The 15,262-nt window shown below is 71.2% G+C and carries 17 protein-coding genes; 14 read left to right on the top strand and 3 right to left on the bottom strand.

What is annotated here, in order from left to right; translation table 11 throughout:
• Entirely contained in the window at positions 1–477 is a 477-nt protein-coding gene (locus GPA03_RS06915) for a hypothetical protein (protein ID WP_156251166.1), read from the top strand.
• Positions 477–1,322, top strand: coding sequence for an HAD family hydrolase (locus GPA03_RS06910; protein WP_156251165.1), 846 nt, complete (start codon positions 477–479; stop codon positions 1,320–1,322). Before GPA03_RS06915 ends, GPA03_RS06910 begins: the two co-directional genes overlap by 1 nt.
• On the opposite strand, the gene GPA03_RS06905 is transcribed toward GPA03_RS06910, so the two are convergent.
• Positions 1,278–3,314, bottom strand: coding sequence for a thioredoxin domain-containing protein (locus GPA03_RS06905; protein ID WP_156251164.1), 2,037 nt, complete (start codon positions 3,312–3,314; stop codon positions 1,278–1,280). The two genes, GPA03_RS06910 and GPA03_RS06905, sit on opposite strands and share 45 nt — an antisense overlap.
• Before the next feature lie 79 nt (positions 3,315–3,393).
• Positions 3,394–5,229, bottom strand: coding sequence for a DNA helicase RecQ (recQ, locus tag GPA03_RS06900; RefSeq protein ID WP_170296871.1), 1,836 nt, complete (start codon positions 5,227–5,229; stop codon positions 3,394–3,396).
• A 62-nt stretch (positions 5,230–5,291) separates the two neighbouring features.
• Here recQ and GPA03_RS06895 point away from each other — a divergent pair, with 62 nt between their 5' ends.
• Together GPA03_RS06895 and GPA03_RS06890 are read left to right on the top strand one after the other, a co-directional pair.
• Positions 5,292–5,684, top strand: a complete 393-nt coding sequence (locus tag GPA03_RS06895) for a PPOX class F420-dependent oxidoreductase (protein ID WP_241681107.1) — start codon at positions 5,292–5,294, stop codon at positions 5,682–5,684.
• Positions 5,685–5,718: 34 nt separating this feature from the next.
• Positions 5,719–7,203 carry an MFS transporter gene (locus GPA03_RS06890; protein ID WP_156251163.1) on the top strand — a complete coding sequence of 495 codons (1,485 nt, stop codon included), beginning with the start codon at positions 5,719–5,721 and terminating at the stop codon, positions 7,201–7,203.
• 31 nt (positions 7,204–7,234) lie between these two features.
• On the opposite strand, the gene GPA03_RS06885 is transcribed toward GPA03_RS06890, so the two are convergent.
• Positions 7,235–7,807 carry an LURP-one-related family protein gene (locus GPA03_RS06885; protein ID WP_156251162.1) on the bottom strand — a complete coding sequence of 191 codons (573 nt, stop codon included), beginning with the start codon at positions 7,805–7,807 and terminating at the stop codon, positions 7,235–7,237.
• A gap of 87 nt (positions 7,808–7,894) precedes the next feature.
• Here GPA03_RS06885 and GPA03_RS06880 point away from each other — a divergent pair, with 87 nt between their 5' ends.
• The 10 genes from GPA03_RS06880 (at position 7,895) to rplT (ending at position 15,252) form a co-directional block, all read left to right on the top strand.
• Positions 7,895–9,013: a histidinol-phosphate transaminase gene (locus tag GPA03_RS06880; RefSeq protein ID WP_156251161.1), complete on the top strand. Its 1,119-nt coding sequence runs from the start codon at positions 7,895–7,897 to the stop codon at positions 9,011–9,013.
• Positions 9,013–9,642 (top strand): imidazoleglycerol-phosphate dehydratase HisB, encoded by a 630-nt coding sequence (gene hisB, locus GPA03_RS06875; RefSeq protein WP_156251160.1) that lies wholly within the window; start codon positions 9,013–9,015, stop codon positions 9,640–9,642. The genes GPA03_RS06880 and hisB overlap by 1 nt, the downstream gene beginning before the upstream one ends.
• Complete coding sequence (locus tag GPA03_RS06870; RefSeq protein WP_156251159.1) at positions 9,639–10,286, top strand: hypothetical protein; 648 nt, start codon at positions 9,639–9,641, stop codon at positions 10,284–10,286. Before hisB ends, GPA03_RS06870 begins: the two co-directional genes overlap by 4 nt.
• The gene (gene hisH, locus GPA03_RS06865; protein ID WP_156251158.1) at positions 10,283–10,897 is read left to right on the top strand and encodes an imidazole glycerol phosphate synthase subunit HisH; all 615 of its coding nucleotides are present in this window, start codon (positions 10,283–10,285) and stop codon (positions 10,895–10,897) included. Before GPA03_RS06870 ends, hisH begins: the two co-directional genes overlap by 4 nt.
• Before the next feature lie 23 nt (positions 10,898–10,920).
• Positions 10,921–11,649, top strand: coding sequence for a bifunctional 1-(5-phosphoribosyl)-5-((5-phosphoribosylamino)methylideneamino)imidazole-4-carboxamide isomerase/phosphoribosylanthranilate isomerase PriA (priA, locus tag GPA03_RS06860; RefSeq protein ID WP_156251157.1), 729 nt, complete (start codon positions 10,921–10,923; stop codon positions 11,647–11,649).
• Positions 11,646–12,374: an SseB family protein gene (locus GPA03_RS06855; protein ID WP_156251156.1), complete on the top strand. Its 729-nt coding sequence runs from the start codon at positions 11,646–11,648 to the stop codon at positions 12,372–12,374. Before priA ends, GPA03_RS06855 begins: the two co-directional genes overlap by 4 nt.
• Before the next feature lie 25 nt (positions 12,375–12,399).
• Positions 12,400–13,665 carry a threonine ammonia-lyase IlvA gene (gene ilvA, locus GPA03_RS06850; RefSeq protein WP_156251155.1) on the top strand — a complete coding sequence of 422 codons (1,266 nt, stop codon included), beginning with the start codon at positions 12,400–12,402 and terminating at the stop codon, positions 13,663–13,665.
• 373 nt (positions 13,666–14,038) lie between these two features.
• Positions 14,039–14,581, top strand: a complete 543-nt coding sequence (gene infC, locus GPA03_RS06845) for a translation initiation factor IF-3 (RefSeq protein ID WP_241681106.1) — start codon at positions 14,039–14,041, stop codon at positions 14,579–14,581.
• 41 nt (positions 14,582–14,622) lie between these two features.
• Positions 14,623–14,817, top strand: a complete 195-nt coding sequence (rpmI, locus tag GPA03_RS06840) for a 50S ribosomal protein L35 (RefSeq protein WP_156251153.1) — start codon at positions 14,623–14,625, stop codon at positions 14,815–14,817.
• 45 nt (positions 14,818–14,862) lie between these two features.
• Entirely contained in the window at positions 14,863–15,252 is a 390-nt protein-coding gene (gene rplT / locus GPA03_RS06835; RefSeq protein ID WP_156251152.1) for a 50S ribosomal protein L20, read from the top strand.
• Positions 15,253–15,262: the final 10 nt, after the last annotated feature.

The raw sequence follows: 15,262 nt of genomic DNA, 5'->3' as shown, positions 1-15,262 counted from the left end.
ATGGAGCACCGACGGCGCAGCGACCTGGCGATCTGGGCGGGGGTGCTCACCGCGGTGCTGTGGCAGGGGACCGCGGAGATCTCGAGCCGGCTGGTGAACGCCGGGCAGGTCCCTCCGGCGTGGCTGCCGTCCGGCTCGTCGTTCCCGCTCGTGATGCTGCTCAGCGTGGTGCCCGACGGCGGCTGGTGGCTGGTGGGCCTGATCGTCTCGTTCGTCCTGATCGGGCTGCTGACCGGTCTCGGGGTGCGGCTCGTGATGCGCCCGGGATTCGACGGGTTGCGCTCCTTTCTGGCCATCTGGATGGTCGTGGTCCTCGCTGCCGGCGTGACAACGCTGCTCACGGTGCCGATCGTCGCCTTCTACGGTGGTGACGGCCTGCCGATCAACGCGGTCTACCGCGGCGCGATCTGGGGTGTGCCGATGGGCTGGCTGATCGCGGTTGTCGTCGCGCTGGGCTCGCGGCGCAGGCGGCCGTGATGTCCCGACCGAGGCTGGTCGCCACCGATCTCGACGGCACCCTCGTGCGCAGCGATGGCACCGTGTCGGCCTACACGCGCGGCGTGCTGGCCGCCCTCGACGAGCGCGACGTGCCGGTGCTGTTCGTCACCGCCCGGCCGCTGCGCTGGATGGAGGAGCTGTGGCCCATCGTGGGTGGTCACGGCACGGCGATCGTGAGCAACGGGGCGATCTGGTTCGACGTCGGCACCCGCACCGTGCGGCACCTGTGGGGCATCGAGGCCGAGGCGGGGGTGCCGCTGTGCGAGGCGATCGCCGCCGCCGTTCCCGAGGCCACCTTCGCGCTCGAGACCGCCGAGGGCATCCGCTACGACCCCCGCTTCGTCGACGAGTGGGACCCGCGCCCGGACGCGCCGCGTGGACCGCTCAGCACGGTGTGGACCGACCCGGTCGTCAAGCTGCTCGTCACGGCCCCGGGCGTCGATCCCGAGCACCTCCGGGAGGCGACGGTGACCGCCGTCGGCGACTCCGCCGTCGTGACCTGGACGGGGCCCGGTCTGATCGAGATCAGCGCGGCGGGCATCACCAAGGCGGCGACCCTGGCGCGCGTGGCCGGCGGGCTCGGCGTCGAGCGCGCCGACGTGGTCGCGTTCGGCGACATGCCGAACGACCTCGCGATGATCAGCTGGGCGGGGACAGGCTATGCGATGGCTAACGCGGACCCCTCGGTGCTCGAGGTCGCGGATGCCGTGGCACCGGCGAACGATGACGACGGCGTCGCGCGGGTTCTCGCCGAGCTGTTCGACCTCGAGGTGGTCGCCTCAGGCGATCAGCCGCTGCAGGCGCTCGACGGCTGTGACCGGTAGGTCGCACACGTGACCGTGGCACACGTACGCGGTCGCGGCGTCGTCGATCTGCGGGCGCGAGGCCAGCAGCGGGATACCTGAGTCCGGCTGCCCGGTCACGACGACGGAGCCGGGTGGGCTGCCGCGCCAGGCCGCGCCGGTCATCACACCTCCCGCGGCCTCACCGACGATCGCGACCTCGACGGGGCGACGCGAACCGTGCTCGGCGACCGCGTCGGCCATCGCCCAGCCGGAGGCCCGCGGCGCCCGGATCACGTAGGCGGCCACGGTCGCGGCGAGTGCGTCGGATCTGGCGCGCCAGTGATCCTCACCCGTGATCCGGTACGCCGCACGGCAGGCACGCAGGGCTGCGGTGGTGCCGCTCGGGGTCGCGTTCTCACTGACGTCCCGGGGGCGGCGCACGAGCGCCTCGGCGTCGTCGGCCGAGTCGTGCACACCGCCGTCGTCGGCAACGAAGTGCTGCTCCAGCACCTCGAGCAGCCCGAGCGCGCTCGTGAGCCAGGTGGGGTCGCCGGTGGCCGATGCCAGCGCCAGCAGACCGAGCGCCATCCCGGCATGGTCGTCGGCAGCCCCAGGGGCGGTCGACGCGACACCCGCCAACGACACCCTGCGCAGCCGGCCGTCGTCGAGCTGGACATCCAGCACGGCGGTGGCCGCGCGCTCGGCGACCGCCACCCAGTCCGGGCGGCCCAGCAGCATCCCCGCCTCGACCAGCGAGGCGACCGCCCACCCGTTCCAGGCCGCGACGACCTTGTCGTCGCGTGCGGGTGCGGGCCGTTGCCGGCGTGCCTCGTGCAGGCGGCGCCGCACGTCGGCGAACCAGGCCGGGTCGTCCGGGTCCTCGCTCAGCTGGAGCGTCGAGGTGCCGTGCTCGAAGCTGCCCCGGTGCTCGTCCACGGACAGCAGCCGGGCGGCGCGAGGGCCGTCGACCTCGCCGAGCGTCTGCACCAGCTGCTCGTACGTCCACACGTAGGAGGCACCCTCGCGGAGCCGACCGTCGGCGGGGTCGATGCTGTCGGCGTCGAGCGACGAGGCGAACGCACCCTGCTCGGTGAGCATCTCGGTGGTCAGCCACTCGATCGTCTCGGCGACGACCCGCTCGCACAGGGCTGCGATCGGGTCGTCGCGCCGCTGCGACTCGATCGCCCCCCGGGCGTAGCACCCGATCAGCAGCGCGTTGTCGTAGAGCATCTTCTCGAAGTGGGGGATCACCCAGGCCCGGTCGGTCGCATACCGCGCGAACCCGCCCGCGAGCTGGTCGTAGATGCCGCCACGACCCATCCGTTCCAGGGTCAGCCGGGCCACGTGCCACGCCTGGTCGGCGACCGGGCCGTCGCCCTGGGCGGCCCGCGCGAGGAGCGCATCGAGGATGGTCGACGGCGGGAACTTGGGCTTGTCCCCGAAGCCGCCCAGCTGGTCGGCGTGGGCCAGCAGCGAGCCGATCGCCTGATCGATATCGGCGCCCGTGAGGGTGCCGGCAGGCGCCGGGAGGGCGCGGGTGGCCAGCTCGGCCGTGATGCGCGGGCCGCCCTCGAGAATCTTCTCGCGGTCGGTGCGCCAGGCCTCGATGATCGCCGTGAGCACCTGCGTGAACGACATCATCGAGGGGTGCGGCTGCGGCGGGTAGTAGGTGCCGGCATGGAACGCGTGGCCCTCCGGCGTCAGCCACACCGACATCGGCCATCCGCCCTGGCCGGTCAGTGCCACCGTGACGTCCATGTAGATCTGGTCGACGTCGGGCCGCTCCTCGCGGTCGACCTTGATCGCGACGACGCTCTCGTTGAGCAGCTCGGCCACCGCCGGGTCCTCGAAGGACTCGTGCGCCATCACGTGGCACCAGTGACAGGCGGCGTACCCGATCGAGAGAAAGATCGGGACGTCCCGGCGGCGGGCCTCCTCGAAGGCCTCCGCACCCCACTCCCACCAGTCGACCGGGTTGTCCGCGTGCTGGCGCAGGTAAGGGGACAGGCTGTCCGCAAGTCGGTTCGTCATGGAGCACCACTCCCGTCGGTGTCGTACCCAGTATCAACGCGTCCAGGGCGCGTCCGTCAGTGAGTGCTGGCTGCGCTCCTCAGCCTGCCCCGACGATCTCGAGGACGGCGGTGCCGTATCGCTCGAGCTTCGCCTCGCCGACGCCCGAGACGCCGCGCAGCTCCTCGGTGCCGGCGGGGCGCGCGGTGGCGATGCCGGCGAGGGTGGCGTCGGAGAACACCACGTAGGCGGGCACGCCTTGCTCCTTGGCGGCCTCGGCGCGCCAGGCGCGCAGCCGACCGAAGAGCTCCTGCTGCGCGTCGTCCAGCTCGACCGGGGCGGCCTTCGCCCGGCGGCCGCTGCGGCCGCGGACCTGCTGCTGCTCCTGCCGCAGCAGCACGGCCTGGCGCCCGGCCAGCACGGCGGTCGCCCCCTCGGTGATGGCCAGCACGCCGTACTCGCCCTCGACGGCCAGCAGTCCCTGGGCCAGCAGCTGGCGCACCACGCCGCGCCACTGGACCTCGGTCAGCTCGCCGCCGATACCGAACGTGCTCAAGGTGTCGTGACCGAACCGGCGCATCCGCTCGGTGTCCTTGCCGAGCAGGATGTCGACGAGGTGCCCGGCGCCGTAGGCCTGAGACCGCTCGCGCTGCAGCCGCACGATCGTGGACAGCAGCTTCTGCGCGGGCACCGTGCCGTCGAAGGTCTCGGGCGGCGCGAGACAGGTGTCGCAGTTGCCGCACGGCTCGCTGGGCTCGTCGAAGTAGGCGAGCAGCTGCTGGCGGCGGCACTGGACGGTCTCGCACAGCGCGAGCATCGCGTCGAGGTGCAGCGACTGCGCGCGCTTGCGCTGGCGGTCGCCCTCGCCGTCCTCGATCATCCGGCGCTGCTGCACGACGTCCTGCAAGCCGTAGGCGAGCCACGCTGTCGAGGGCAGTCCATCTCGGCCCGCACGGCCGGTCTCCTGGTAGTAGCCCTCGACCGACTTGGGCAGATCCAGGTGCGCCACGAACCGCACGTCGGGCTTGTCGATGCCCATACCGAAGGCGATCGTGGCAACCATGACGACCCCGTCCTCACGCAGGAACCGGGCCTGGTTGCGGGACCGGGTGCCGGCGTCCAGACCGGCGTGGTAGGGCAGCGCGGTGATCCCTTGCGTCGCGAGCCAGTCGGCGGTCTTCTCCACCGAGGCACGGCTCAGGCAGTAGACGATGCCGGCGGCGTCAGGGTGTTCCTCACGGATCAGCCGCAGCAGCCCTTGGCGGGCATCCTGCTTGCCGACGATCCGGTACTGGATGTTCGGCCGGTCGAAGCTCGCGACGAACAGTCGCGCGTCCGTCAGTGCGAGCCGTTGCGCGATCTCGCGTCTGGTCTCGGCGGTCGCGGTCGCGGTGAGCGCCATCCGCGGCACCTGCGGCCAGCGCTCGTGGATGAGCGACAGGCCGAGGTAGTCCGGCCGGAAGTCGTGGCCCCACTGGCTCACGCAGTGCGCCTCGTCGATGGCGAACAGCGATATCTCGCAGCGATCGAGCAGTCCCGCGGCCGCGTTGAGCCGCTCCGGAGCCAGATAGAGCAGGTCGACCTCCCCGGCCAGCAGCGCCTGCTCGACCTGCTGCCGCTCCTGCGGCGGCTGCGTCGAGTTCAGGTACGCCGCTCGGACGCCGAGCTGCCTCAGCGCGTCGACCTGGTCGTGCATGAGGGCGATCAGCGGGCTGATGACGACGCCCGTCCCCGGCCTGACCAGCGCGGGCACCTGGTAGCACAGGCTCTTGCCGCCGCCGGTGGGCATCAGCACGATCGCGTCGCGCCCGGCCACGACCGTGTCGATGATCTCAGCCTGCTCGCCCCTGAAGGCGTCATAGCCCCAGACGGACTTCAGCGCCGCCAGCGGGGTCTTGGGCTTGCCGGACGTCTGCACCGGGTGCGGCTCGCTCACCCAGCCACCATAGGCGTCGCGCCCGTGGGAATGCCCCCTCGGCCCACGCCGTTGTGGACGGCGTGACGATCGATCTCGCCGAAGCGCGCCGTCGCTTCCTCGACCTGCCCATCTACGCAGCGCTCGGGACCGTCCGCCCTGACGGCACGCCACAGGTCAACCCGATGTGGTTCTCCTACGACGGCGAGCACATCCGCTTCACCCACCTGCGCACGCGGGCGAAGTTCCGCAACCTGCAGGCGAACGCCGGGATGGCGTTGTCGTTGCTGGATCCGGAAGACCCGTTCTCCTACCTCGAGGTGCGCGGCCGCCTCGTCGACGTGGTCGACGACCCGACCGGCGCGTTCTACGTCGAGCTGCAGAACCGGTACGGCAACCCCAGCACGGTGCCGCCGCCGGACGCCGCCGACCGGGTGATCCTGCTGATGAGCGTCGATCGGCTGCTGGGACAGTGAGACTCCTGCGGGCCGGCGAGCGTAGCCTGCCCGAGTGACCTCCGGCCCCGCCCTCGACGCAGCTGGGGAGAGGCATCGGTGGCGCGCGTTCGCCGTCGCCGTCACGGTCGCGTCGATCACGATCCTCGACCTCACGAAGGTCAACGTGGCGCTGCCGGCGATCGAGACCGCGCTCGGCGCCGGGTCCACCGAGCTACAGCTCGTCGTGTCCGGGTATGTGCTCACCTTCGGGCTGATGCTCGTGCCGATGGGCCGCCTGGGCGATCAGCGCTCGCGCCGCACGCTCTTCCTCGTCGGCCTGGCCCTGTTCACGCTGACCAGCCTGGTGTGTGCGCTGGCGACGAGCAGCACGATGCTGCTGATCGGGCGCCTCCTTCAGGGTGCGGCCGCCGGTGTGCAGATGCCGCAGGTTCTCGGCCTCGTGCAGCAGCTGTTCACCGGCGCGGAACGGGGCCGCGCGTTCGGTCTGTTCGGCGCCGTGATCGGGCTCTCGACGGCGTTCGGTCCCACCCTGGGTGGGCTGCTGATCGCGCTCGGGGGCGAGCAGGACGGCTGGCGCTGGATCTTCTGGCTGAACGTCCCGCTCGCGCTCGCGGCGATGGCGCTCGCCCTTCGGTTGCTGCCCCGCGGGCCGCAGTCGCGCGACCGGCAACCGTTGGCGCTCGACCCGGTGGGGGTGGTGCTGTTCGGTGGCACGGTGCTGGCGCTGCTGGTGCCGTTCCTGCTCACCACGGGGAGCCCTACCGACGATCCGCGCCGGTGGTGGTCGCTGGCCGGCGCGGCCACCTTCGGTGTCGCGTTCGCCGCCTGGGAGCGGCACTACGCCTCGACGGGGCGCAGTCCGTTGATCCCGTTCCGGCTGCTGCGGATCGCGCCGTTCCGCAACGGCACCCTGCTGGCGACAGCGTTCTTCGCAGCCATGCCATCGATCTTCCTGCTGACGACCCTCTTCCTCCAGCACGGGCTCGGCCTGTTGCCGGTCTTCGCGGGCATGGTCACGATCGGGTTCGCGTTGGCGAGCGCACTGACCTCCTGGTACGGCGGCAAGCTCGTCAACCGGTACGGCCGCGCCCTGGTCGTCGGCGGACTCGTGGTCATGGTGCTCGCGGCGCTGGCGCTTGCGCTGGTGGCGCGCTGGGTGAGCCCCGGTGCGACGCCGTACGTGATGGCCGGTGTGATGCTGATCGCCGGTCTGGGCGGGGGCGTGGTGATCTCGCCCAACCAGACGCTCACACTGGCCGAGGTGCCCGTGCACGAAGGCGGGCTGGCTGGGTCGATGGGGCAGCTGGGCCAACGCATCGGGACCGCGATCGGTACCGCGATCGCGCTGTCGCTGTTCTACGCCGCGGTGCTGACCGCTCCCGAGGACCGCTCGCCGGTGGCCGTCTATCAGGACGCCTACGACCACGGGATGATCGCCGTCGGGGTGTTCCTGCTGCTCGCGCTCGGTGCCGGCCTGTGGGACCTGCGCGGGCGCCGCCGCCAGGCGAGCGACATCGCCCAGCCTCGCGGCTCATGACCCCTGGCGCGTGCAGCCGGGCCCCGGCGGTTCAGCGCGCCATCAAGGCGTCGAGCGCGACAGCCATGGCTGCGGCGACCCGGAAGTCGAGGTGGGGGTTCGGCACATTGACCTGGTACTTGTCGCCGACGCTGAACTCGCGCTGGACCGCGAGCACCGTGGCACCGGCGCTGTCGACGAAGTCGAAGTGCACCGGCAGGAAGCTGAGATCCGTGAAGCGTCGCAGCACCGCCACGAGCTGGTTGCGCTCCTGGCCGGTGGCCTGTACGCCCGCGGATTCCAGGTGGAACGTCGACCGCATCAGCGAGGCGCCGAAGTCCTTCTTGAAGTAGCCGATCGGCGTGCCCGATGCGTCCGTGATGTCGTAGCCGGAGCCGAGGTCCATCACCTTGCGCGCCTTGAAGCCGAACAGCGGGGTGGTACGGCCGGCATCGGTGAAGAAGGTCACCTGCTCCTTCATCGCCATGCGTTTCTGCTCGGCGAACGCGAGCAGACCGGTCGGTGCGCCGCTCGGGTCGACAGCGTTGATCTCGTAGCGGTTGACCATCATGTTGATCTTCTGCTTCACCTGGAAGGCCGGGACGTGTCCATGCGCGTTGGTCATGGACAAGGTCTACCCGCCGCCGTTGGCGGGTGGGTACATGGTGGATGGGCACAGGTACCTCGCACCATCTCACTAGACTGACCGCCCGTGACCTCGCAGCCTTCGTTGCCCCTGCGCCCCGACCTCGCGGGCCTCGAGCCGTACGGCGCGCCGCAGCTCGACGAGCCGTTCCTGCTCAACGTCAACGAGAACCCCTACGCCCCGCCGCCCGAGGTGGTCGACGCCGTCACCGCCGCCGTGCGTGAGGCGACCGGCGGGCTCAACCGCTACCCGGACCGTGACTTCCTCGGCCTGCGCGCCGACCTCGCCGCCTATCTGACAGCCGAGTCGGCTGCCGAGGGCCTCGACGCCCACTCGATCTGGGCGGCGAACGGGTCGAACGAGGTGATGCTGCACATCATGCAGGCCTTCGGCGGCCCGGGCCGGACCGCCATGAGCTTCGCGCCCACCTACTCGATGTACCCCGAGTACGCGCGTGACACCTTCACCGCCTGGCACGTGGCCCCGCGAGCGGCGGACTTCTCGATCGATCCCGAGGAGGCGATCGCCGAGATCGCACGAGTGCGTCCCGCCGTCGTGCTGGTCGCGAGCCCCAACAACCCCACCGGGACCGCGCTCCCGATCGAGACCACCGCCCGCCTCGCGGAGGCGACGAGAGCCACGGGCCCCGACGGCGCAGCCTCCGTTCTCGTGATCGACGAGGCCTATGCGGAGTTCCGCCGGGCGGGTACCCCCAGCGCGGTGACGTTGCTGGGGGAGCACCCTCACCTCGCGGTCTCGCGCACGATGTCGAAGGCGTTCGCGTACGCGGGGGCACGGCTGGGCTACCTGGCGGCCGCCCCCGCCCTGGTCGACGCGCTGCGGGTGGTGCGGCTGCCGTACCACCTGTCCGCCGTCACCCAGGCGGTCGCGCGGGCGGCGCTCGCGCACGCCGACCTGCTGCAGCGGCAGGTCGCCCAGATCCGCACCGACCGCGACGCCTGCGTGAGCTGGCTGCGCGAGCACGGATTCACCGCGATCGACTCCGATGCGAACTTCGTGCTCTTCGGCGAGTTCGACGACCGTCACGCCGTCTGGCAGGGTCTGCTCGATCGAGGCGTCCTGATACGGGAGACTGGACCCCAGAGATACCTGCGGGTGAGCATCGGCACACCCGACGAGATGACCGCGTTCTACAGCGCGTTGACGGAGGTGACCGGGCTTTGATGACCGAGCTCAGCGCGATCGAGCAGCCGCAGCACCGCACCGGCCGCGTCGAGAGGACCACGAGCGAGTCCACCGTGCTGGTGGAGATCGACCTCGACGGCACCGGCAGATGCGAGATCAGCACCTCGGTCCCGTTCTACGACCACATGCTCACCGCGCTCGGCAAGCACGCGCTGATCGATCTGGTGGTCCGCGCGACCGGTGACACGCACATCGACGCCCACCACACGGTCGAGGACGTCGCGATCAGCCTCGGCGAGGCGCTGCGGCAGGCGCTCGGCGACAAGGCTGGGATCGCGCGCTTCGGCGATGCCCTGGTGCCGCTGGACGAGGCGTTGGCGCAGGCCGTCGTCGACATCTCCGGCCGGCCCTACCTGGTCCACTCCGGCGAGCCCGAGGGCCAGGAGTACCACCTGATCGGAGGCCACTTCACGGGTTCGCTGACGCGGCACGTGATGGAGTCGATCGCGCACCACGCCGGCATCTGCCTGCACGTGCGCGTGCTTGCCGGCCGCGACCCGCACCACATCGTGGAAGCGCAGTTCAAGGCGCTGGCCCGGGCCCTGCGCGCCGCGGTCGCCCGCGACCCGCGGGTCGTGGGGGTGCCCTCCACCAAGGGCGCGCTGTGACGCTGCCCCCGGAGGACCGACCGGAGCGCGGCGGCGACGATCAGCTGCCGGAGCTCCCTGAGCTGTCCGACTTCGATTTCGACGCCGAGTTCGCGAAGGCGTTCGGCACCGAGCCCCCCGCGACCGGTGCCGCCCCGACGCGCCCGAAGGCGCTCGTCGCGGTGGTGCTGACGCCGGTCTCCTCGGCGCCGGCGCTCGCCGGCTTGTGCGCGATGAGCGGCATCGAGGCGCACGTGGTGCCGACCTCGCGCGGTGCGCTCGCCGCCCGTGTGATCGAGCGCGACGGCGAGGCTGACGACTCGTTGGCCGAGCTGCTGGGGGAGGCACCTGAGATCGCCACCAAGATGGCCGCGACGCTCTCGCGCACAAGCCGCCACGGCGCCGTGCTGCTGGTGTCGCGCCTCGGTGAGGGCGACGAGGGCCTGGTGGGCACGATCGCCGCCAGCCAGTGGAACGCGGGCGCCCGCACCGAGGACACCGTGTCCGCGGGCCTCGTGCTCGCGCAGTCGGACGACGTGGTCGAGCAGCTGCTGCTCGGCACGATCACGCCCGCGGCCGCCGAAGGGGCGATCGCACCGGGCAAGCTGCCCCCGTGGCAGGCCCGCCGGCTGTTCAAGAAGAGCCAGCGAAAGCCGCGCCCGTGACCGGGCCCAGCGTCGTCGTCCTCGACTACGGCTCCGGCAACGTGCGCTCGGCCGTGCGTGCCCTGGAGCGGGTCGGTGCCGAGGTCGAGCTCACCTCCGACCCCGGGAAGGTGGCCGACGCCGATGGGCTCGTGGTCCCGGGTGTCGGTGCGTTCGCGCACGTCATGGACGCGCTCCGGGCCGCCGGTGCGCCGCGGCTGATCGAGCGCCGGCTCGCCGGGGGGCGCGCGGTGCTGGGGATCTGCGTCGGGCAGCAGGTGCTGTTCGAGGCAGGCCTCGAGCACGGCACCCGCGTCGAGGGCCTGGGGGAGTGGCCCGGACTCGTCGAGCGCCTCGATGCGCCGGTGGTACCGCACATGGGCTGGGCCGAGGTCGAGCCGCCGGCCGGCTCGGTGCTCTTCGAGGGCATCGCCGACGAGCGCTTCTACTTCGTGCACTCCTACGCCGTTCGCACCGCGCCGGACTACGTGCGCGCCACCTGGGCCACCCACGGCGCCACCAGGTTCGTGGCCGCCGTCGAGAACGGTCCGCTGTCCGCGACACAGTTCCACCCCGAGAAGTCCGGCGACGCCGGTGCGCAGCTCCTGCGCAACTGGCTCGGCACCCTGTGACCACCGTTCCTGAGAGGACCACCGTGACCCGACTCGAGCTGCTGCCTGCCGTCGACGTCGCCGATGGCCAGGCTGTGCGCCTGGTCCAGGGCGAGGCCGGATCGGAGACCCGGTACGGGTCACCGATCGACGCGGCGCTCGCATGGCAGCGCGACGGTGCCGAGTGGATCCACCTCGTCGACCTCGATGCCGCCTTCGGGCGCGGCAGCAACGCCGAGCTGCTCGCGCAGGTCGTCGGGATGCTGGATGTCGACGTCGAGCTCTCCGGAGGCATCAGGGATGACGCCTCGCTCGAGCGCGCGCTCGCGACCGGGTGCCGCCGCGTGAACCTCGGCACCGCGGCGCTCGAGGACCCCGAGTGGACGGCCGCGGCGATCGCGCGCCACGGTGACCGGATCGCCGTCGGGCTCGACGTGCGTGGCACCACGCTCGCGGCGCGCGGCTGGACGAAGGAGGGCGGCGACCTGTGGGAGACGCTGGCCCGCCTCGACGCCGACGGCTGCGCCCGCTACGTGGTCACCGATGTCACCAAGGACGGCACGATGCGCGGCCCGAACCTCGAGCTGCTGCGGCAGCTGTGCGAGGCCACCAGCAAGCCCGTGGTCGCCTCGGGTGGCATCTCGAGCCTCGCTGACATCGAGGCGCTCACCACGCTGGTCGAGACCGGTGTCGAGGGCGCGATCGTGGGCAAGGCGCTCTACGCGGGCGCGTTCACGCTGCCCGAGGCGCTGGACGTCGCCGGGCGGCCGTGAGCGAGGCGTCCAGAGCACTGCCGCCGACCTCGGCGTTCGCCGGCGACGACGGCTCGGCGCCGCCCGCCCTCGCTGCCGCGCTGGCGCTGGTGGACGCGCAGCAGCGGCTCGAGGCGGTCGTCGACGCGGTGCGCACCGAGCGGCTGCTGGTGCCGGTGGTCGCGCACCTGGACGAGATGGACGAGCCCGGGGCCCACGGGATCGCGGGTGAGAAGAGCGCCCACGCCGCCATGGTGACCGTCAAGGCACCCGATGGTCGCGCCGTCATGCCGGTGTTCGCCAGCGTCGCCGCCATGCAGGCCTGGCGCCCGGACGCCCGGCCGGTCCCGGTCGAGGGGCGCCGGGCCGCGCTCGCTGCCGGCAGCGAGGCCGACGGCGTGCTGGTGATCGACCCGGGCTCGTCGGCAGCCGTGCAGGTGCCGCGTCCCGCGGTCCAGGCGATCGCGCTGGGCGAGCCGTGGATCCCGGCGCTTCGCAACGACGAGGTCCTGCGTGCGGTGCGCCAGGTGCTGACCACTGCGGTGCCCGGCGTCAGGACTGCTGGGATCGAGCCGGGGGACCGCACCGAGATCACGGTCGTGGCCCATCTGCGCCGCCACCCGACCGGTAGCCCGGACCCCGAGACCGTGGCGACCCTGCGGGCGTGCCGTGAGGCACTGGCGACCTCCCAGGTGATCGCCGACCTCGTTGACTCGGTCACGGTGCGGGCCGCCATCACGCGCTGAGTGCTGCGGGGCTATCGTCGCGAGCATGAATCAGCCCCGGCTGGACGCCGATGCCGTGGACGCGGCCGCCGAGATCCTGCGGCCCGTGGTGCGGTGCACCGAGCTCGAGCACAGCCCGCGGCTGAGTGCGATCGTCGGCACCAGTGTGCTGCTCAAGCGTGAGAACCGGCAGACCACCCGCTCCTACAAGGTGCGCGGCGCGTTCCACCTGATCAGCGGGCTGTCGGCCGAGGAGCAGGCTCGTGCCGTGGTGACGGCCAGCGCCGGGAACCACGGCCAGGGGGTCGCCTGGAGCTGCGCCCGCCTCGGCGTCGAGGCTCGCGTCTACGTGCCGACGACGACGCCACGTCAGAAGCGGCAGCGCATCCTCGCGCTGGGTGAGGGGCGGGTCGAGCTGATCGTGACCGGCACCAGCTACGACGAGGCCGGCGCGGCCGCTCTCGCCGATGCCGACCGCACCGGAGCGGTGCTCGTGCCGCCCTTCGACGACCCGCGCGTGATCGTCGGGCAGGGCACGATCGCGCCCGAGCTCGTCGAGCAGGTGGCGCAGGCGGGCACGGCCATGCACACCGTGCTCGTCCCGGTCGGCGGCGGCGGCCTCATCGCCGGGCTCGCGCTGTGGCTCAAGGATCGTCGGCCCGAGGTCAGGGTCGTCGGCGTCGAGCCGCTCGGCGCTGCCAGCATGACGGCGGCGCTCTCGGCGGGCGGCCCGATCTCGCTGCCCGAGGTGGACACCTTCGTCGACGGCGCAGCCGTGGCTCGGGTGGGCGAGGTCACCTTCCCGGTGGTACGCGACCTCGTCGACGAGATCATCACCGTGGAGGCGGGCGCGGTCAGCACCGAGATGCTCGACCTCTACCAGGTCGAGGGCATCGTGGCCGAGCCGGCCGGCGCGCTCGCCAGTGCTGCGATCCGCACGATGGCGGGAGAGTTCGGTTCCGACGACGCTGTGGTCTGCATCGTCTCGGGCGGCAACAACGACGTCAGCCGGTACGGCGAGATCCTCGAGCGCTCGCTGATCCACCAGGGACTGCGGCACTACTTCATGGTGACGTTCCCGCAGCAGCCGGGCGCGCTGCGCCACTTCCTTCAGGACGTGCTCGCCGAGGGCGAGGACATCGTGGTGTTCGACTACGTCAAGAAGAACAACCGCGAGACCGGCCCGGCGCTCGTGGGCATCGACCTCGACGACGCAGCCAAGCTCGCCGGGTTGCTGGAGCGTATGGAGCACAGCCCGCTCCACATCGAGCAGATCCCGCCCGGCTCTCCGCTGTTCAGCTTCCTGATGTAGATCTGGGTGCGTCGAGGTCGCGGCCGTAGCCCGCTGCCTCCCTGGGTGCTACCATGGAGTACGACCGACTGGTCCATCTCGTTGTGCTGTCGAGAAGTTCGGCTGTGCAGCAGAGGGATCAGGGTACAAGCGGAGATCCCTCCCACCTCGGCCCGACCGGATCGCGAGAGCGAGACGACAGGGCCCGGGTTGACCGGTCCGAGACGAGTGGTACGCCCAGGCGAGCCACGCCGTCGACGGACCCACAGGGCCTCCGCGTGCACCCGCACGGGAGGCCTTTCCTCATGTGCGGCAGAGTCAACAGACGACCCAGTCGATTGAAGGAGTACCTATCAGCGAGCCACGCATCAACGAGCGCATCCGAGTAGCCGAGGTGCGCCTGGTCGGCCCCAACGGCGAGCAGGTCGGCATCGTCCGTGTCGAGGACGCGCTCCGGTTGGCTGCAGAGGCGGATCTCGACCTGGTCGAGGTCGCACCCGACGCGCGCCCGCCCGTCGCCAAGCTCATGGACTTCGGCAAGTTCAAGTACGAGTCCGACATGAAGGCGCGCGACGCGCGACGGAACCAGACGAACACGATCCTCAAGGAGATCCGGTTCCGGCTCAAGATCGACCCGCACGACTACGGCACCAAGAAGGGCCACGTCGAGCGGTTCCTCAAGGCCGGTGACAAGGTCAAGGTGATGATCATGTTCCGTGGCCGCGAGCAGTCTCGCCCCGAGATGGGCATGCGACTGCTGCAGCGCCTGGCTGAGGATGTCGCCGAGCTCGGCCACGTGGAGTCCAGCCCGCGCCTCGACGGCCGCAACATGACCATGGTCATCGGACCGAACAAGAAGAAGGTGGACGTTCAGCGCGAGCAGCGACGTCAGCAGCCCAAGGAGTCGCAGGCGGAGCAGTCCGCCGACGAGGGCTGAGCCCGCTTCCGGTCTCACACACCCCGAGAAAGAACGAAAAGATGCCGAAGAACAAGACGAACTCTGGTGCCAAGAAGCGATTCCGTGTCACCGGTTCCGGAAAGATCATGAAGCAGCGCGCACGCCACGTGCACAAGTTCCAGGAGCGCAGCAGCAGCCAGGCACGCCGGCTCGTCAACGACACCCTGGTGAAGCCGTCCGACGTCAAGAACGTGAAGAAGATGCTCGGCCTGTAGGCCCAGAGCACCTCTTTCTGACACACACGAAGCAAGGAGACTCACGTGGCACGCGTGAAGCGGGCGGTCAACGCCCAGAAGAAGCGCCGCACGACCCTCGAGCGCGCCAGCGGTTACCGCGGCCAGCGCTCGCGTCTGTACCGCAAGGCCAAGGAGCAGGTGACGCACTCGCTCACCTACGCCTACCGCGACCGCCGCGCCCGCAAGGGTGACTTCCGTCGGCTCTGGATCCAGCGCATCAACGCTGCGGCCCGCGCGAACGGCATGACCTACAACCGACTCATCCAGGGCCTCAAGGCCGCTGGTGTCGAGGTGGACCGCCGCGCGCTGGCGGAGATCGCCGTCAGCGACGCCGCCGCCTTCACGGCGCTGGTCGAGGTCGCGAGGAACGCCCTCCCCGAGGACATCAACGCTCCTGCCGCTCCGGCTGCCTGAGCGCGCTTCG

Origin of the sequence: Pseudactinotalea terrae (assembly GCF_009733845.1) — a bacterium.
In the GTDB taxonomy this organism is placed as follows: Bacteria; Actinomycetota; Actinomycetes; order Actinomycetales; family Beutenbergiaceae; genus Pseudactinotalea; species Pseudactinotalea terrae.
Note: the sequence above shows the minus strand (reverse complement) of the source record. Positions and strands in the feature narration are given on the sequence as shown.